The 18158-nt window shown below is 59.3% G+C and carries 18 protein-coding genes; 13 read left to right on the top strand and 5 right to left on the bottom strand.

Annotated elements, in window-relative coordinates; translation table 11 throughout:
• The first annotated feature begins 199 nt into the window (after positions 1–199).
• The 3 genes from YY7_RS0109020 to YY7_RS51120 all read left to right on the top strand — a co-directional run bounded on the left by YY7_RS0109020 (position 200) and on the right by YY7_RS51120 (position 3668).
• Positions 200–1471 (top strand): cytochrome b, encoded by a 1272-nt coding sequence (locus YY7_RS0109020; RefSeq protein WP_051396613.1) that lies wholly within the window; start codon positions 200–202, stop codon positions 1469–1471.
• Positions 1472–1565: 94 nt separating this feature from the next.
• The gene (locus YY7_RS0109015) at positions 1566–1787 is read left to right on the top strand and encodes a hypothetical protein (RefSeq protein WP_028162953.1); all 222 of its coding nucleotides are present in this window, start codon (positions 1566–1568) and stop codon (positions 1785–1787) included.
• Between the two features lie 816 nt (positions 1788–2603).
• Positions 2604–3668 carry a transglycosylase gene (locus tag YY7_RS51120; protein WP_245287228.1) on the top strand — a complete coding sequence of 355 codons (1065 nt, stop codon included), beginning with the start codon at positions 2604–2606 and terminating at the stop codon, positions 3666–3668.
• Positions 3669–4082: 414 nt separating this feature from the next.
• Here the strand turns inward: YY7_RS51120 and YY7_RS56425 are convergent, their stop codons facing one another.
• On the bottom strand, positions 4083–5507 hold the full coding sequence (locus tag YY7_RS56425; protein WP_080663638.1) for a sensor histidine kinase: 1425 nt from the start codon (positions 5505–5507) through the stop codon (positions 4083–4085).
• On the bottom strand, positions 5504–6187 hold the full coding sequence (locus YY7_RS0108995) for a response regulator (RefSeq protein WP_028162951.1): 684 nt from the start codon (positions 6185–6187) through the stop codon (positions 5504–5506). Before YY7_RS0108995 ends, YY7_RS56425 begins: the two co-directional genes overlap by 4 nt.
• Positions 6188–6501: 314 nt before the next feature.
• Here YY7_RS0108995 and YY7_RS0108985 point away from each other — a divergent pair, with 314 nt between their 5' ends.
• The 7 genes from YY7_RS0108985 (at position 6502) to YY7_RS0108955 (ending at position 13398) form a co-directional block, all read left to right on the top strand.
• Positions 6502–7053, top strand: coding sequence for a hypothetical protein (locus YY7_RS0108985; protein ID WP_155255100.1), 552 nt, complete (start codon positions 6502–6504; stop codon positions 7051–7053).
• A gap of 69 nt (positions 7054–7122) precedes the next feature.
• On the top strand, positions 7123–8124 hold the full coding sequence (locus YY7_RS0108980; RefSeq protein WP_035689633.1) for a YncE family protein: 1002 nt from the start codon (positions 7123–7125) through the stop codon (positions 8122–8124).
• 124 nt (positions 8125–8248) lie between these two features.
• Positions 8249–9367, top strand: coding sequence for a DUF3182 family protein (locus YY7_RS0108975; protein WP_035689632.1), 1119 nt, complete (start codon positions 8249–8251; stop codon positions 9365–9367).
• A gap of 329 nt (positions 9368–9696) precedes the next feature.
• On the top strand, positions 9697–10065 hold the full coding sequence (locus YY7_RS0108970; protein WP_028162947.1) for a hypothetical protein: 369 nt from the start codon (positions 9697–9699) through the stop codon (positions 10063–10065).
• Positions 10066–10073: 8 nt separating this feature from the next.
• Complete coding sequence (locus tag YY7_RS0108965) at positions 10074–11471, top strand: hypothetical protein (RefSeq protein ID WP_028162946.1); 1398 nt, start codon at positions 10074–10076, stop codon at positions 11469–11471.
• Positions 11468–12727, top strand: coding sequence for an ABC transporter permease (locus YY7_RS0108960; RefSeq protein WP_028162945.1), 1260 nt, complete (start codon positions 11468–11470; stop codon positions 12725–12727). The genes YY7_RS0108965 and YY7_RS0108960 overlap by 4 nt, the downstream gene beginning before the upstream one ends.
• On the top strand, positions 12724–13398 hold the full coding sequence (locus YY7_RS0108955; protein WP_028162944.1) for an ABC transporter ATP-binding protein: 675 nt from the start codon (positions 12724–12726) through the stop codon (positions 13396–13398). The genes YY7_RS0108960 and YY7_RS0108955 overlap by 4 nt, the downstream gene beginning before the upstream one ends.
• On the opposite strand, the gene YY7_RS51110 is transcribed toward YY7_RS0108955, so the two are convergent.
• Positions 13378–14607 (bottom strand): DUF3182 family protein, encoded by a 1230-nt coding sequence (locus tag YY7_RS51110; RefSeq protein ID WP_080663637.1) that lies wholly within the window; start codon positions 14605–14607, stop codon positions 13378–13380. The genes YY7_RS0108955 and YY7_RS51110 overlap by 21 nt on opposite strands.
• A gap of 148 nt (positions 14608–14755) precedes the next feature.
• Between YY7_RS51110 and YY7_RS0108945 the strand changes: the two genes are divergently transcribed.
• From YY7_RS0108945 to YY7_RS0108935, 3 genes are all read left to right on the top strand, one after another.
• Complete coding sequence (locus tag YY7_RS0108945) at positions 14756–15352, top strand: ABC transporter ATP-binding protein (RefSeq protein ID WP_028162943.1); 597 nt, start codon at positions 14756–14758, stop codon at positions 15350–15352.
• The gene (locus YY7_RS0108940; protein WP_028162942.1) at positions 15349–16155 is read left to right on the top strand and encodes an ABC transporter permease; all 807 of its coding nucleotides are present in this window, start codon (positions 15349–15351) and stop codon (positions 16153–16155) included. The genes YY7_RS0108945 and YY7_RS0108940 overlap by 4 nt, the downstream gene beginning before the upstream one ends.
• A 110-nt stretch (positions 16156–16265) precedes the next feature.
• Positions 16266–16853: a ubiquinol-cytochrome c reductase iron-sulfur subunit gene (locus YY7_RS0108935; protein ID WP_051396609.1), complete on the top strand. Its 588-nt coding sequence runs from the start codon at positions 16266–16268 to the stop codon at positions 16851–16853.
• Positions 16854–16906: 53 nt separating this feature from the next.
• Here the strand turns inward: YY7_RS0108935 and YY7_RS0108930 are convergent, their stop codons facing one another.
• Entirely contained in the window at positions 16907–17140 is a 234-nt protein-coding gene (locus tag YY7_RS0108930; RefSeq protein WP_028162940.1) for a hypothetical protein, read from the bottom strand.
• 17 nt (positions 17141–17157) lie between these two features.
• On the bottom strand, positions 17158–17889 hold the full coding sequence (locus YY7_RS0108925) for a hypothetical protein (protein ID WP_028162939.1): 732 nt from the start codon (positions 17887–17889) through the stop codon (positions 17158–17160).
• Positions 17890–18158: the final 269 nt, after the last annotated feature.

The raw sequence follows: 18158 nt of genomic DNA, 5'->3' as shown, positions 1-18158 counted from the left end.
CGCGCCGCTGTGTAGCTGGAGCATTTCTGACAGGAATTTCAGAAACTCTTCAGTGGCGAGAAGCTGAAAGACGATCAAGATCGGTGTTCTCCGTCGCGCGAGGGTAAGACGGAATGCGAATCACGCTGACGTCTGTCGGACATGAATTAGCTCTGGACGGCATTCTCCAGCCCATCTCCGATCGACATTGAGGACAAAGATGTCGTCGCAAATCGCTGCAAAGGTCCAACAGAAAGCCGACTTCTCGAATCCGGTCATTCGCTGGATCGATTATCGGCTTCCTATCTTCACGTTCCTAGATCACGAGCTGAATTCGTATCCAACACCGCGAAACCTGAACTATCTCTGGAATTTCGGCTCGCTGGCAGGCATCGTGCTCGTCATCATGATCGTGACCGGGATCGTGCTCGCAATGCACTACGCTCCGACGGGTGACGGAGCATTCCGGTCAGTCGAGCACATCATGCGCGATGTGAACTACGGATGGCTGATCCGATACGTCCACACGACGGGCGCATCGTTCTTCTTTGCCGTGGTCTACATCCACATCTTTCGCGGTCTTTATTACGGATCCTATAAGGCGCCGCGCGAGCTGCTTTGGTGGCTCGGCGTTATCATTCTGCTATTGATGATGGCGACAGCCTTCTTCGGCTACACCTTGCCATGGGGGCAGATGAGTTTTTGGGGCGCCACCGTCATTACGAATTTGTTCTCCGCCATTCCCGGAGTTGGGGACAGCATCGTGACCTGGTTGTGGGGCGGATTCACGGTGGGTGGTCAGACGCTCAATCGGTTCTATTCCTTGCACTACCTCCTGCCGTTTGTGATCGTTGCAGTGGTCGGCCTACATCTCGTCGCGCTGCACCGCTTCGGCTCCAACAATCCGACCGGCGTCGACACCAAGGACGCGGGCGACACAATCCCATTCCATCCCTATTACACGGTGAAGGATCTCTTCGGGTTGGTCATCCTCTTTCTGTTCTTCAGCTGGTTCCTGTTCTACGAGCCCAACGCACTTCTCAATCCGGATAACTACATCCACGCAAATCCGGGAGTTACTCCGGCCCACATTGTGCCCGAGTGGTACCTGCTCCCGTACTACGCCATCCTGCGGGCCATTCCGAACAAGCTCGTCGGCGTTGTCGCCATGCTAACCTCGATCCTTGTCCTGTTCGCGTTGCCATGGCTGGACACCAGCCCGGTCCGCTCAGGGCGGTTCAGACCGATGTTCAAGGTGTTCTATTGGTTGCTGGTCGCCGATTGCGTGTTACTGACCTACGCCGGTGGGCAGCCGCCTGAAGGCGCTTGGTTGATCATGAGCCGGATCGGAGCTGTGTACTATTTCGGCCACTTCTTCCTCGTTTTGCCTCTTGTAGCGAGGATCGAACGCCCACGTCCGCTCCCGCACAGCATCAGCCAAGCCGTTTTGCCAGTGACCAATTCAGGTGCACCGTCAAGGAGCTCGACGTGACAACGACCACAGAGCCCGAGCACAACCGCCTGGCCTTACCCTCCGTGACGAGTGGAGCCTCTATGTGGCCAATCCTTAAGTCCAGGAGCGTTTTATGGCGACCCACATTGTAATGGATCACACCGGCCACTCCCGCTACGAATTCGAAGTTGACGACAATGAAGCGCTGGTCAAGGCGGAGAGGCGCTTCAAGGAGTTGACCGCTGAAGGGTTCACAGCCGCAGTACGGAAGGCGGAAGGCGAACCGTGGCGGGTCTTTGAGTTTGATCCCACTGCGAAAGAAACGCTGTTCTTCCGGCGGCTTAGGGGTGGATAGAGGGGCGGTCGCCGTGTCTTTCATGAGCAGATGTGCAGCTCAAACTTCCCGACTTCGTGCGCTCCGGCAGCTGTATCGCGCATTTGTCAGGGAAAATTCGCCTGAAGGAAAAGGACGGACGCTTCTGCGCCAATGGCTAACGCCAGCTCAGAGGAGACAGTTCGAGGAGCAGGGTTATTTCGACGTTGTGGGCTGCACGACTCGCAGGCGATATCGAGTGCAATACGGGTCTGTGGCCAACGTGCAGGAAATCAGTTTCGAAGAGCAATCGGGAGGCATCTTGTGCTTTGCTCCCGAGGGACATCTCGTCCCAGGCGACGTCATGCTGGCTCAAAAGATTGCCCTGGAGACAGATGAACTTGGGACACTGGCCGTAGCAAAACGAGTGGCACCGGTATTCAGGCATGCGGAGCCGGCGCGGTTGCAACGTATCTGAAGAAATGATTGCGAAAGAACTCGTCGATGATTTCGGAATACGACGCTCGAGTCGGCGAAAAAAGCGAGGCTACACGAGCTGTTCTGCCTCGCTGAAGGTCGAGATAGAACTGCCCATCCCATGTGCCCCAAAGGCAAGAAACGAGTCGGTTAAGCCAATAACGAGTCCGCCACCGCCGCTGCTTGCTGAGCTTGAATGCCTGGTCTGGCCCTAGGAGCAGACGTTGAGCGCAGGTCGCATTTTGGACCCAACGCGGACATGGCCAGCGGCCCGCTTAAGTCCGCTTCCGACGCTTGGCTGACACGTGATTCGGACACATTCCGGGCTCGGTCGTGATCTCGCCATGTTGTCGCCCCGTTGCGCATGGAAAGCTCGCTGCCATGCTCGCCTTCAGGGTCATCTTCACCGGTGCGGCGATAGGTACGCTAATCCTGGTTGCGGTCCACCAACGCGCCTTGCGCCCGGCCGAGGTTGCCTCGCTTGAGCAACCGTACGAAGCGCCGGCGCTGCAGTCCGACCGCCTCGACGGTCTGGTCAAGCTACGCGAGCAGATAATGCAGGCCCTGCCGCGGCCGCAGCCCGAGCCCGCCCCTGAGCCGCCATTGCAGGAAGTCACACTTGGCTCGATGCCTGGTGCTGCTTCCGGTCCATCGTCGGCCCACGCCAAAGCAGGCGACGATTTGATCGGGACAAGATCGGTGCCGTTCGGTCACTATGATGCCACCCGACCGGCGCCGACAACGAGCGATGAGACCGGTGTTGCCTCCAATCCAGCGCCGGCGACGCAGGATCTCCAATATCTCATCTATTACGTCTGGTCCGAAGTGCCGCCCGCCCAGAAGCCGGCGGAGACCGTCCTGCGTTCGCTCAAGGACATCCCGGTCGGAACGCCGGTCGAGGAAATCAAACGTGCTTCCGACGCGTTCGGTCTCGATTTCAATTTCATGAAAGCGGTTGCCAAGATCGAGTCCAATTTCAACCCCAATCAACGCACCGGGTCGTATATCGGCCTGTTTCAGCTGAGCGAATATGAGTTCAGCAAGTTCGGCTTTGGGCAGATTCGCAGTCCCCGCGACAATGCCGTTGCGGCCGCCTACAAGGTCATTACCGAGGGCATCCTGTTCGAGTGGATCACGCACCGGAAGCCGGACTTGAACGATCTTTACCTGATCCATCAGCAGGGCTGGGAAGGCGCCGCCGAGCACATTAGCCAGCCCGATCGCATCGCCTGGAAATCCATGTGCGCCACCAGCGAAGGCAGGGAGAAGGGCGAGAAGTGGTGCAAACGCGCGATCTGGGGGAACACCCTTCCGGCCCTCAAGAAGGCGTGGAAATCGGTGGACAAGGTGACATCGGAGGCGTTCGTCGGCATGTGGCGCACGCGGGTCGCTGAATTCTATTCGAAGTACATGGCGACCGCCGTCGCCGCAGGGGCGAAGCAGTAATTCCGTTGCGTGGTCGGCAGAAGCTGCCGCATCCCGCCGCCGAGCCCGACTCACTTCACGATTCAGAAATCGCCGCTAACGAGGTGGTCGACCAAGTGCCGATGTCTACGCATGGCCCTTCTGCGACGTGCCGGTCCGGCCGGATGTCCGGTCTACCCCAAAACCGGCCGCCCCATCGGGACTCGGAATTGGGCCACGTCGCGCAACCCGGGACTTGGAATTGATCAGGATCTGACTCGAAATCTCGCTTGATAGACCAACCTGAAAATATTGACGATCTTGTCCCGCCAGATGCGCAGCTCGCTTCAGAGTACAATCCAGTCGATTTGAAAGGCGAGAACCGCCCAACCATTCTAATTGGGGCTACGGTTCAACTATTTGCCTGAATGCAGATGCAGACCGTCACAGCGCATTTCACGATGATGCGAATTCTTGTCTCTCCCTCCGCAGTTCACACGGCAACTGTCGATCCCCGCCAGCGGCGGATGAATCATCCGAAACCGGTAGAATGACCCGGAACGAGCTCCCATCCGTCCCTTCGCTTACGAGTTCAATATGCCCGCCGTTCGCCTCAATCGCCCAGCGAGCGATTGCGAGCCCCAGCCCGACCCCGCCCTCTTCCCGAGAGCGGCTTGGGTCGACGCGATAGAAGCGATCGAAAATATGGTCCCGATGCGCGGCAGGAATCCCCGGTCCGGTGTCTCGCACCTCGATTATGGCCCGCCCATCCGTTGCATTCACCCCGACGGTGATCGTGCCACCATTTGGAGTGTATTTTATCGCATTGTGTATCAAATTCATGAGGGCATGACGGATGAGCGCGGCGTCTCCCGTCGCATGGACTGGGATCGGGGCTCGAAGCACGAGTTCTTGTTGCTTTTCGTCAGCGAGCACGCGGAGCTGATCGACGACATGTCCTGCCAACCCTCCAACGTCCAGGTCCTCTGGAGCCAGTTGGACCTTTCCCGAGTCGGCGCGCGTGAGAATCAGAAGGCTTTCGACTAGCCGCGTGAGCCTGTCGACCTCCTCCAGCATGCTGCCGATGACGTCGCGATACGTGAAGGCGTCAAGTGTATTCTGCAGCGCCACTTCCCCCACGCTGCGCATTGCGGTGAGCGGGGTGCGTAGCTCGTGCGAAGCGTCGGCCGTGAAGCGGCGCAGCCGTTCGAACGCATCTTGCAGGCGGGATAGTGTGTCGTTGAATACTGTCGCGAGCTGCCCGAACTCGTCGCGGGCGTTATCGACCGGGAGCCGTTTGGCGAGCGACTCCGCGGTGATTTCCCGCGCTTCTTGCGCCATGGCGCCGACCGGAGACAATACGCGGCCGGCAAGGAAGTAACCTCCCGCGATCGCCAGGCCTGCAGCGAAGGGAATACCCGTCGCGAGGATCACTGCGAGTGTCCAGAGCGTGTCCCGCAGGGAGGTTTCCTCAACCGCGGCGGCCACGCGATAGGACGATTCAGAAATGCTATGGACGCGATAGTGACGGCCGGTTGGAGCCGTCCAAGACTGCGGCGATGGCGAGTCACCTGGCTGCAGCGCGCGCGATAGTCCTTCTCGCTCCCATACTTCGGTTTGCTGACGGATGTCGCCTGCCTCTTCTACTTGGAATAATGTGATGCCCCAGCGGGAAGGGAGATCCTTCAGCTCCTCCGGTTCCTCGCGATAGATATTACCAATGGTTGCGATCTCTCGGTCGAGCTGCGCGTCCAGCTCGGCGTAGAGGCGAGTCGCGACGAAAAGTAGAATGCCTGCGGAAAAGATGCACACGATAAGCGTCAACACGCCGGCGTGCCAGAGCGTAAGCCGCGCACGCACGCTTGGCGGGCGAAATCTCATTCTTGCCTCCCGCTCAGAATGTACCCAACGCCGCGGACCGTGTGCAGCAGCCTTTTCTCGGATGGTTCGTCGATCTTGCGACGCAGCCGCGCGACTGTGACATCAATCACATTGTCGAGCGGTGTAGCTCGGGCCGTCGCGTGCCACACGTCGCGCGCCAGCATCTCTCGCGACACCACACTGCCGCTGTGGCGCAGGAGGTATTCGAGCAAGTCGAATTCCTTCGCGGTCAGGTCGGGAGAATGCGCTCCCCTGGAGACTTTGTGTGTGACGAGATCCATCTCGAGATCCTCGTGCTGTAGCTTGAGAATCTGATCCATGCGCCCCCGGCGGACGAGCGCGCGAATGCGCGCGAGCAGCTCGGAGAATGCAAACGGCTTGGTAAGGTAATCGTCGGCGCCTTGATCGAGGCCCATTACCCTGTCCTCGACGGCGTCCTTCGCCGTCAGGACCAATACCGGCGTCTGATTGCCACATTTGCGTAACGTGGCGAGGACATCGATGCCGTCGCGGCGTGGCAGCATGAGATCGAGCAACAGAAGGTCGAAGGAGCGCTGGCTCGCGAGGAAGAAGCCGTCCTCTCCCGTCGCAGCAATCGTAACTTCATAGTGCTCCGCCTTAAGGCCTTCGCGCAGCGCATTGGCGAGCTTCTTTTCGTCCTCGATAATCAAAATGCGCACGGTGTACTCCGCTGCGAGAGTTCCTACGGCATTATAGACACGGTTCGTCGCTGCGGCAGCTTCCTGACAGTAATTTCAGAAATTCTTCAGTGGTGGCGCACTGGGAGACAGGCAAGATCAACGTGGTCGAGCCGCACCACGAAGGCGAGCACCGGCTCGACCAGTGGAACCAATCGGGGACCTGAAATGGCAACAATGTTGCGTGGCCAAAAAGACCCGATCGAAATCCGCCCCGGCCGACTTTGGATGCTTCCGTCAAATTTGAGAGGCAGTCCACAGAAGCGAACTCTCGCGCATACAAGGAGGAGCTCAACATGATGAGAAAAGGCCTGATGCTCGTTATCGCGGTCGTATTCGCGACGTTGGGGCAGAATCTTGCCTGGGCCGAAGATGCTGATCAGGCAACTCTGATCAAGGCGCTGCCAAGCGCCAAGCTGACCCTGCAGCAAGGCATCGACCAGGTGGCTAAGGGAACTGAAGTGCCCATCGAGGCGAAATACGAAATGGTCAAAGACAAGCTCATGCTGTCGATCTACACCTCGGCAAAGGGCTTTGGCACCGCTGCGGAGGACAACTCCTTCAACGAGTACATCGGCGATGTGACGACGGAGACCTGGAGCCCTAAGAAGGAAGTGTTCGCTGACCTAAAGCACATCGCTCGGTCGGCGCAGTACCACTCGCTCCTGTCAATGACCAAGGTAACCATACCGGCGATCATCCAGAAGGCGTCGTCGCTGGGTACGGTCCTGGCCGTTAGAGAGAAGATCCGTAGCGGCAAGCCCGTCTTCGAAGCCATGGTCGTCCAGGGCAATGCGATCAAACCAACTTTCTATGATCTCGTCAGCGGCGAGCCAACGGCGAGCTGAGCAAGGCTGACCGAAATCTCGCAGGGCGATATCAATCTCAAGCAGTTTGGGCCTGATGGAATGAAGACTATGCGTCAATATTGCGTGGTATGCTTCACCGTGATTGCGGTGGCGACGGTCGCAGTGGATCGATCGCTTGGTCAGGCGTCGGCGACGCCACCGCTCCAGCTCGAGAACAAGATCGCTTTGGGCGAGGTGAGCGGCCGGATTGATCACTTAGCCATCGATCTGCCCCGGCAGCGCCTCTTCGTCGCCGAGCTTGGTGACGATCGGGTCCAGATCGTCGATCTAAAGGAAAGCAGGGCGCAGCATGTCATTACCGGGCTGAAACGACCGCAAGGCATCGGCTACGTGCCGTCGAGTGACACGCTCCTTGTTGCGAATGCCGGTGATGGTTCGGTGCAGTTGTTCCGCGGTCCGAATTACGAGACAGCAGGACAGATCGATCTGGGAGATGATGCCGATAACATTCGCATTGATCCTGCATCCAACCGGATATTCGTCGGCTACGGCAATGGCTCACTGGCAGAGATCGACCCGGCGACGAATGGCAAGATCGCAGACATTCCGCTGCGGGCTCACCCCGAGAGTTTTCAACTCGCCCGCTCATCCCGTCGCATCTTCGTAAACGTCCCGAAATCGCGTGAGATAGCGGTGATAGATCGCTTTGCCAGCAAGCAGGTGGCGAACTGGCCGGTCGACACCGGCAGCAATTTTCCGATGACCCTGGACGAAGAGTCCGGACGCATTCTCGTGGCGTCCCGGAATCCCGCTCAGCTTGGCGTCTTCTCAATGCAGGACGGCAGTATCATTGCGACCGCCGATGCCTGCGGAGATTCAGACGACCTCTTCTTCGATGCGAAGCGCCATCGCGTGTACCTCATCTGCGGCGATGGATACCTGGATGTGTTCGAGGCAAAGGAAGACGCATACCGTCGCTCAGCTCACATCCCGACAATATCGGGCGCGCGAACCGCGCTGTTTGTCCCCGATCTCGATCGGCTTTTCGTCGCCGCACGCGCCAATCCCGGCGAACCAGCCGCAATCTGGGTGTTCCGTCCGACGCCGTGAACTAGGGCCAATACGTGGGGAGCTGGCGAGCCGCCGCCGGGCTTTCTTCGGGGCGCTCGCAAGGCGCCGCACGGGGGCGCCAATAGCCGAGCGGATCAGCAAACGTTGGAGTTCAGTCCTGAGAATGCCAATAGGTACCGTGGTCACTTATGCATCCCGACTTGGAAAGCCGCTACGCGTCCATCAGAGAATCATGTTGGCTGCCGACGCCAAGGCAATCGCTAAGCTAACGCAATATAAATTTGGCGGCGATTACGGCACCGCCGCCAGTAACCGCAGTGGTCATATCTACTTCGTTCCAGACGACACCCTGTTGTTGGATGAAGCAGAATCTCTTGGCATTCGAGGCGCGACCGATCTCTACGGTGGCGTTGTTCCGCATCCATTTGTCAAGACAAAGGCTATAACACATCCCCTCGTCGACAAGGACGCAGATCGGCCAGATGGATGGCTATTCAAATTCGGAGAGCGAATACGCAATGCGGTGTTGCCCGGCTATACCGCCTTCTGTCGTCGGGACGCGAGGATTGCCGCAGGCCGAATGCTCCCTCGCGGACCAATCCGCGTGAAAGACCCGCGAGAGGCTGGAGGTCGAGGCCAGACAGTTATCACCGCGCCCAACGAGCTGGACGAACTCCTCGATCGCTTCCCGGTGGACAATCTCGCTCACTATGGCTTGGTGCTTGAAGAAAACCTGCATCAAGCTGCGACGTTGAGCGTTGGTCACGTTGCGGTAGGTAATTTTAGCTTCACGTATTATGGAAGGCAAAGAGTGACGACGAATAACGAGAAGCGCCCGGTTTACGGTGGCTCGGATCTCGTCTGCGTACGGGGAGGATGGGGTACCCTGTATCAGCTGCCGATGACCAATGCGGTTCGCGTCGGAGTCGAAAAGGCAAGAGTCTATGACGAGGCGGCAAACGTTTACCCCGGTTTCGTGGCCTCGCGCCGAAACTACGATGTCGGCTTGGGTCTTGATGTGAATGGTCATTACGGATCGGGGGTCTTCGAGTCCTCGTGGCGGGCCGGAGGGGCCACGGGCGCGGAAGTGGCGGCCTTCGCTGAATTCATGCGAGATTCCTCGGTAGAAGTCGTCGAGGCATCTCACGTGGAAGAATTCGGCAGGAATCGTGAACCGCCACCAGAAGCTCTCGCCTCCATTAGGCTCGATGATCCCCAAGACGGGCCTATGATCCGGTATACGGTCGTCCGACGCATTGAACGAGCCAAGCGTCGGACTTGAGACTTTGGGAAGACCATCCAATGAAGCTTGCGAATGACGGTTACGAATTGTTTGCGGGTGGCGCTCCATAAGACGGCGAGTACGTAGCTGGTAGCTCGGCGAATTTGCGTGCGTCTTTTCTTCTCGACGACCAAAATGCGCGCACGGTGTGCTGTGCTTCGTGACTTCCTCCAGCGTTATAGACGCGGTTCCCTTCGGCCCCAGCTTCCTGACAGGAATTTCAGAAATTCTTCAGTGGTGGCGCGCTGAGAGACGGGCAAGATCAACGTGGTCGAGCTGGCGTCTTACAGGAGGATACGATGAGAACTGCCCCAATGTGGATTAGCCTAATGCTGACGGCCGGCGTGGTGACGGTCGGTCTCGGAATTGATAGTGCAGGCTGGAGCGGCGCCGCGGTTGCCCAGAAGAGGTCCCAAGGCCGGGAATCGGTGGACCGGATCGTGAGTTCGTTGCGCGCGGTGGATACAGCCTACGCGTCAGGCAACGCCGCCGAAGCTCAAACCCGGTTTGGCGAAGCGCGTACGGCTTGGAACAGCTTGGCGCCAAGGATTTCAGCGCGTGAAGCTCGCGAGCAACAATTGTTGTTCGATTCGCTGGACAAGGAGCTCACGAGCGGCGCGCCCGCCACCAAGGTAAAATCGACCATTTCCGGTATGATCGGCGAGCTCCATGAGGATATCGAGCGCGAACTGAGATAGGAACGATCGTGTATCGCGGGCTGATTTGGCTCGCCTTCGTCGATCTCAAGAGGGCGTGGCTGCGGTCCCTAGTGACCGCACTGGCGATAGCACTCGCACTGATCGCAGTCACGTTCTTTGTGGGCCAGATAGGTCTTCGACAGGCGGAGCTCTTGACCGACTATGAAGCGTCCGGAGCAGCGACATTTGTTATTGAGCTCGGGAGCGTACCTGCGAACGACGTCGCGAATCTGGTCCAGTCGCTGCATTCGATTTCCGGCGTGCAGTCGGTCGATGCTCCCTATAATGGGACACAACTCGGCTTGGTGGCCGACACCTCCTTTGTGGTCTTCGAAAACGAGAAGCAGCAGGAATCTCTCGGTGCCCGGACAACTGTGCTAGGCGTCGATCGGTCATTCGATCCAGTCCGCGACTATTATGTGAATTTCCACGATCTGAATCCAGAGGCGCCCGCGGCAGTTCTCGGTGCTCCCCTGCTTGCGACATCTGGAACGGTACGTCCGCCTGATCGCAATGAGATTGTTGTTCCCTCAGGGGTCACCGACTACGTCGGTATTCGACCTGCTGCTGAAGCAACCGTCGATCTGACGTATCTGAACGCAGATCCACCAATCGTTCGGCGCTACGAGAAGCTAAACCTGATCGGGACATTCGAGTTCGTAGGCCCGGACCAGGGGCGATTTGAGCCATTCTGGCGCCTCGCCGCGCGCGGCAGCGAAGTCCTCACAGTCCGCCGGCCGGATGCGCCGGAGGGCGTGGCAACCACGTTGCCCATTCTTTTGAACAAACAGCTCTTGAAGGAATTTCTTGGATTTGTCGGCGAGGAATTAGCCGCCCGCGGCATACAAGCCCCGAAAGAGGCGGCAGCCAAGGAACTTGTCGTGCGAGCGAAATCAGTCCGGGAAGTGCCGACAGTCGAAGGCGAAGCGACTTCCCTGCTCGATCAGCTCGGTCTCAAGCAAGACTGCGGCGCTGCCAATCCGGCCACCTTCTGCCTGAGAGTGCCGGAGCGAAACAATTTCGAGACGGCGCTCCTAGAGCAAAGGAAACTGGAAACAGGAGGGTCGTTCTTCGTCCTTCTCCTGCTTGGGCTCGTGGCTGCCGGGGCAGCGGGTCAGCAGATCCAGTTGATCCTGGCGCGTTGGCGCGAACTCGGAATTTTGCAAGCCGTTGGTTTTTCGCCGTTTAGAGTTCTGCTCTATTTCGCGGCCCGACTGTACGCTGCGCTTGCCGCAGGCATAGTGATCGCTGCAGTGGCGGTGAGTATTCTGCCATTCGCTCGCAGCGCTTCAACGTTCGGTTTTGCCGTCGCCGTTGCGCTTGTGGCTGCGAGCATCGCAGCTCTTCCGGTACTGCTGTGGCCGCTTGCACAAGCGCCTGCCCAGCTCCTTCGGGTGTCCGCATGATGTGGGTGAAGCTTACCTTCGGAGGCTACGGCCGCCGCTTCGTGGAAGCACTTGCGGCCGCCATCGTTCTCGCTGCTACCAGCGCGACGGTAGCTGCCTCGCTGATGGTGGTCGCGGGGGCCCGAAATACATTGACCAGGGCGATACACCAGGATCGGCCTGACGTCGTCGAGGTGAAGAGTCGCTTCAATCGAGCTTTGTTTGAAACCCCCCGGAGCGGATATTTGCCGCCGCTCACAATTCCGGTCTATGAACCGCTCATCGATCCCGCCGAGCTGGGAACGGCTACGGGCGACAGCCAGGTTGTTCGGCGGCAGTCGCTGTTTCGCAACGTCGTCAACGGCGACAGCTTTCTCAATATGTATGTTTTTGGTATCGATCCCGACGTCGAGCGCGGTTTGAGCAGCTTCTCGCTCGCGCGCGGTCGGTTCCTGCGGAGGGAGGATCGTGCCGTGGCGGTGCTCGATCAAGCATCCGCTCGGTCGCTCGGCGTAGATATCGGCGGGACCTTTCCGGTACGGAAGGCGGACGGTACGGATCTGCAGCTCACCGTCGTTGGCATTCTCGACAGATTAGAGCTACGGGGCGCCCCGCCAAGGTCGGCTGAAGCGCCCTCGTTGAGGCCCGATTCGACCTTCGTCTCGAGCGGTGCATTCGTGAACATCCAGACGAGCGAAGACATTTTCGGTCGCGAGACCCTGACCGATGCCCTCGTCATTGCCAGAAGCACCTCTGACGTGCCAGCTCTCGTGGCCAAGCTCCAGGAAGCCTTTCGGCTGGAGCCCGGCATCTTCATAACGGAACGATACAGCCAATACCAGCGCAAGGTGCGCGATTTCGCTCTGACGCTGACGTTGTTTTCCGCCATGAGCATCGCGACGCTGCTATTGGCTGGATCCTTCGCCGCAAACCTGCTGCATGACATTTATGTCGAGCGTCGGCGGCAGTATGCCACGCTCCTGGCCCTCGGGTTTCCGCCGGCGATGGGCATCGCTCCCGCTGTCATCTTCGGGCTGGCGCTTGGACTGGCTGCGGTTGCCATTGGCGGTCTCGCTGCCAGTGCTTTCGTGCCGCGAACTTTCGCGATGCCTTCTCTCATGGCCGATCTTGGCCCGACGGAGCCCACAATCGATTGGGTGGTGGTGTGCTCGATGGTGGCGATTGCGATTGCAGCCGTGAGCGTCGGCTTGGCTTCAACCACAGTTCAGCTTCTGCGAGGGCCGGTTGCAGCGACTCTATCGGAGGCAAGCCCGTGACTCCTGCATTTATCTCCCTGCGTTCAGTCTCGAAGACATATCGTAGCGACCACGCCACAGTTGGTGCATTGCGCGAAGTCTCACTTGAAATCGAGAAGGGTGGGTTCGTTCGGCTAAGCGGACCATCCGGTTCCGGCAAAACCACGCTTCTCAATATCGTCGCCGGACTTGATCGGCCTGATCAGGGGGAGGTCTTCGTGTCGGGTATCGACGTCGGTCGCCTGTCCGGAAGTCGGGCATCAAAGTATCGGGCTGAGCAGGTCGGTATGGTGTTTCAGAGCTATAATCTGATCCCGCAGCTGACCGCGCTCGAGAATGTCCTGCTCCCAATGATTGCGTTGGGGCGAGCGAACCAAGGCCGCGCCCGCGAACTTCTTGATCTAGTCGGCTTGGCCGATCGCAGCGACCACAATCCGTCCCAGCTCAGCGGGGGAGAGCAGCAACGGGTTGCTGTTGCCAGAGCGTTGGCAAATGATCCTGCGCTCGTCCTTGCTGACGAGCCAACCGGGAATCTTGACGACCAAAGTGCACAACGTGTGATGGGGTTGCTAACCCGTGTGGTTCGCGAACACGGCAAGACTCTGCTTCTCGTTACTCACGAGCGCGACCTACAGACTGCTCAGACGTCTCTCGAACTGCGAGGCGGTGTGCTAATGTCCGCGCCGGAATGAGGCGCCGGATACCCTTGTCGTTGCACGGCGCAGCGCCCGTGGGACGACCGTATATCTGATCAGCGGCCCCTCTTCGGGGTCATCGCCCTCAAAGTGGACGATTGCGCCAGGCGGGATTTTGCTCGGCTTTCCGAATTGTTTCACAGAGGCGGCCTCGACGACCTGCAAGGCGCAATCTTCCGCGAATGCCGTCAGGGCCGCAAGTTCGGCAGTGCTTGCACCACCTGAGCGCCACGACGCCTCGAACACCCCGGACCTCCATTGTCCACAGCCATCTATTCCCTCGCCGACGTCATAGTTTCGGCGTGAGGCCAAGAATCCGGGATATTGGGTCGCATTGCCATCATAGGTCCGAGCTTGCGTTATGGCGATACGCGTCTTGGCATCCATCGGCAGATTGATCAGTTCCGCCCAGCCTCCGCGTACGCAAATCAAATGCGAGCCACCGTAGACTGAAACTCCGTGATTGTTCGTCGCCGACCGTTGCGTGCCGTGATAAGCGATCGTCCGATCGCCTACCATTGCGCAACCAATGCTTCGCGTCGTAACGCAGCGTAAGTTCGTTTCCAGAACCAGTCCATGGCGCTCGATCTTTTCGGTTGGTAAATTGCCGAGAAGAGCGTCTAGCTCAGCAATCGTGCCAATCACCGTTTGTCCGTGGCCACCGTCTCCGAGCGGCTCCTTTACCCGGACGGCACCTTGCAAAAGCAGGCGCCTGACAGCCGTCCCAGCGTCGTCAGGGTTGAACACGGTATAGCCCGGCAGGACAGCATTGCTCACATTTTCTGCGAATGCGGCCGACCAGCCGGACGGGTGCGCTGCGAGCGGATTTATCAGTCGGTGCGTGATGGCTTTCGTTTTGGCGAAAGGATAAGGCACAACCGCGCCATAAAGCTGGCGGGGAGAGTGGATGCCGAGGTCCCGCGCCTCGTCGAGCATGAGCGTGTCGTCCGGAACGAAGAAGAGATCTCCGCTCGAATGCTTCTTGGCATCGAAGATGCCGGCGTATTTGTGACCGTTAAGCCGAGCGATGCTTTCGGCGACCTCCGACAGCGTGACTTTTTCGTGGGCGTACATCGGCGTGCCCAGCCGGGAAAAGTAGACGGCGACCGCATTGACCGCCGGGGTGCTGGGCTCACTTTGACCGGCGGCGGCCGGCCGCAGTCGTCCAATGTGATCAACGAAAGGAGATAATTTAGTGCCGTCCATGCGCAACCATCCCGACAACCGAGGATTGGCCAGTGCTTGGACGGAACATCCGTCTGACGGGGAGACTGCAAACCCCCGTGGAAATACATTAGTGAGCGACCTCCTCTAACGCAAGGCGTGGCCTTGTTCTGAAAGGCCATAGACGGCCATGCTTACAGTCAGCAAGCTGACGCGCTTGCACATCTGTGTTTCATTCGAGCTGAAGGATGGCGAATGCATTGCCCTGCAGGGACCTTCCGGGGTCGGCAAGAGCCTGCTGCTTCGCGCCATCGCGGATCTCGATCCCAATGAGGGGGCGGTCACGCTGGATGGCACGCTCAGGGAAACCGTGCCGGCCCCGCTTTGGCGGAAGCAAGTGACCTACCTCGCCGCTGAACCGGGCTGGTGGGCGGACACGGTGCAAGAGCATTTTGCCGCCTGGGATAATGCCATGCCGCTGGTGGTGCGATTGGGGTTACCGCCCAGCTGCGGAACCTGGCCTATCCAACGACTTTCCACCGGAGAGAAGCAGCGGCTGGGGCTTGCGCGGGCGCTGATGCTGCAATCGCGCGTGCTTCTGCTGGACGAGCCTACCTCGGCGCTCGACGCGACATCGACCGCGATCGTTGAATCGATCATTGCTGAGCGCGTCTCGTGCGGGACAGGTGTCATATGGAGCACTCACGACACCGCCCAGGCCCACCGCGTCGGATCGCGGTTGTTTGTGATGGGAAGCGACGGTCGCATCGAGGAGCATCAGATTTGACCTACATCCAACTGACTTACAGTGATCTCATTCTGCCTGCGCTCCTCGTTCTCATGGACGGCGCTCTCTCGCTTGCGCTTCACCTCAAGCTTGAGCGGCAACTCGCCGTCGCAACTGTGCGGATGGTCGTTCAGCTGGTGCTGGTCGGATATGTGCTCACGTTCCTGTTTGCTGCCGTCTCGCCTGTTTGGACGGCCCTCGCGGCCGTCATCATGGTTCTCTTCGCATCGCGCGAAATCGTCGTGCGGCAGAAGCGGCGGATGCTAGGTTTTGGGACCTATGGCTTGGGCGCAGGATGCACGTTGCTCGCTGCCGGTACCGTCACGATGTTCTCGCTGCTAACGCAGCTGCACCCGGAGCCCTGGTATCATCCGCGCTATGCGCTGCCGCTGTTGGGCATGATCCTGGGCAACACGATGACCGGGGTAAGCCTGGGCTTGGACGTGCTCACGACTGGCCTGGTGCGCGAGCGAGCTGCGGTGGAAGCCTGCCTTGCGCTCGGGGGTACGCGGTATCAGGCGCTGCTGCCGGTCATGCGAGATGCTCTGCGAAGCGGCTTCATGCCCACCATTAACGGCATGGCGGCAATCGGTCTTGTTTCCCTGCCGGGAATGATGACCGGCCAGATACTTGCCGGGGTCGAACCGATAGACGCCGTGAAATATCAACTCTTGATCATGTTCCTAATTGCCGGCGGAACGGGCCTCGGAACGCTGGCCGCCGTCATGGGAGCCGGACGCCTGCTTACGGATCATCGGCATCGATTGCGCCTGGACCGGATCGCTACCGAAACGTCGGGGTAAGGACTACTCTCATCGTCCACCGCCTTCATTTTGGCTGAGTCGCGGCGCTCAATTTGCGCTAAGATTAAGTGCAAATCGCACGTTGTAAGAAAAGTCGAACGGAGGCGGCGATGGCGTGTCAGGATCCGGTGCGACGCTCGCTGCTGCTGACGGCTCTGGCCGCCGCTGCATATGCGGCCGCCAAGCCTGCCGTGGCGGAGGAAGATCAGCCAGGCAGCGATGAGCGACCACAAAAGGGCGATGTTCTCGTTCACTCCGAAGGGGAGCATGCCGGCGATATCATCAAACCGGATGATCTGGAGCTTGGTGGGCCGCCCGTGCACGCTTGGCCGAAGGACCCGAAGTCCTCGGTGATCCGCAAAGGATCGCGGCTCAATGAGATTGTCATCCTAAGGCTTGATCCCGGCGAACTCAACGATGAGTCCCGATCGCGATCGGCCGATGGCATCGTCGCCTATTCGTTGATTTGCACCCACGCCGGATGTCCCGTCTCCGAGTGGGTGAAGGCATCAGAAGGCGACAAGAACATTCTGAAATGTCCTTGTCACAACTCCGAATTTAATCCGCGAGAAAGCGCGCAGGTCGTATTCGGGCCGGCGCCCCGCCGTCTTGCGGCACTTCCACTGGCCATCGCCAACGACTCGATCACGGTGGCCGCAGGCTTCATCGGAAAGGTAGGCGGCCAGCCCGGAGGGTAACGGTCGCACCGTTAAGGACGCGATGTTGACCTAGTCTCCAGCAGTCGGCCGGCTTAGCGCCGCTCTTTGACCTGACCGCTGCTGTCGACGACGAGCGATACGTCCTTGCCGTCCTTCACCGCCTTGACCGAAATGCCTTCAGCCGTGGATTTGATGTCACGGACTTGGGTGTAGCCGTCCGATTGAAGCTTAGCCAAGAGTTCCTGCTGGGTCAGGGCATGAGCCGGCGTGACTAGGCTGACCATCAGGCAGCAGAGGATCGCTTGGGAGATTGTACGTACTGACATCATCTGCACTTCTCCTGTTATCTGACGTGGGCGCTCTCGAAGAAGCGGAGTGGAACGCCGAACGTCAGTCCGGCACGGACTTCGTTGACCGGACGGTGATTGGTCAGCGCGTGGCGATAGGCGAGATCGAAAGAGAGCTTGTCGCTCACCTGCCAGATCAAGCCTACGAGCCCGGAAAAGGTTTCCTCCTGGCCGAATTCCTTTTCGTAGAAAAATTCCGAGACCGGCCGCACCGTCCATTTCGACGGCCCCTCGATGATAGTGCCGAGGAAGACATCGGCATGATGGTCCCGCGTCAGCAGCATTTCGGCGTTGAGGTGGATCGTTCCCCAGTCCCAGCGTTGCGAGACGATGGTCGCCCAGCTTGCGCCGACGCCGCTGTCCCCCGTGCTGTCTGGCAACAACACACCGAATTCGGTCGCGATGCTTGGTCCGCTCTTATCTTGCAGGCTGCCCGGCACCACGACATGCTTGAGGAACGCACCCGCTGCGATCAGGTTCGTCGGCCCCGAGGGCGACAGCGGCGTCTCGCCCTGTCCCTCGAACACCGCCTCCCATCCTTCGCTCAATCCGAAATTCAGGACTGTCCATGGCGCGACCAGCGTCGGGGTGGCCCCGTCGCGTCGCACGCCGGCCGGCTGCAACTCGACTTCGAGTTCTCCAGGGGCGGCCACGGCGGCATCGGTGCCGTCGAACGGCCGGTAGGCGAAGGCACGGCCGGAGCATGCCGCGACACCGACAAAGATCAACGATGCCGCAGCGCATCGGACTAGAAACGACTCACCAATGAGCATCTTCGTTCGTCCGCGGTCGACACCTCGGGGCGATGGGCGAAACAAGTACCGCCAGCAATGCGGTGGAGAGTTCATTCTCTTCTCCTGCCCTTTGGCGATCTCGAGTTCGATCCGCTAATCGAGCGGCTCCGACACCTTCAAGAATCGCTTTCCCGCCAGCAGAACAACCTCGACCACACTACTGAATGCTTGTTGGCAGCCAACTCGGATAGCTGGCACGAGAC

The organism is Bradyrhizobium elkanii WSM2783, from assembly GCF_000472865.1.
In the GTDB taxonomy this organism is placed as follows: Bacteria; Pseudomonadota; Alphaproteobacteria; order Rhizobiales; family Xanthobacteraceae; genus Bradyrhizobium; species Bradyrhizobium elkanii_A.
The sequence above is the reverse complement of the archived record's forward strand: the minus strand, read 5'-3'. Positions and strand labels throughout refer to the sequence as shown.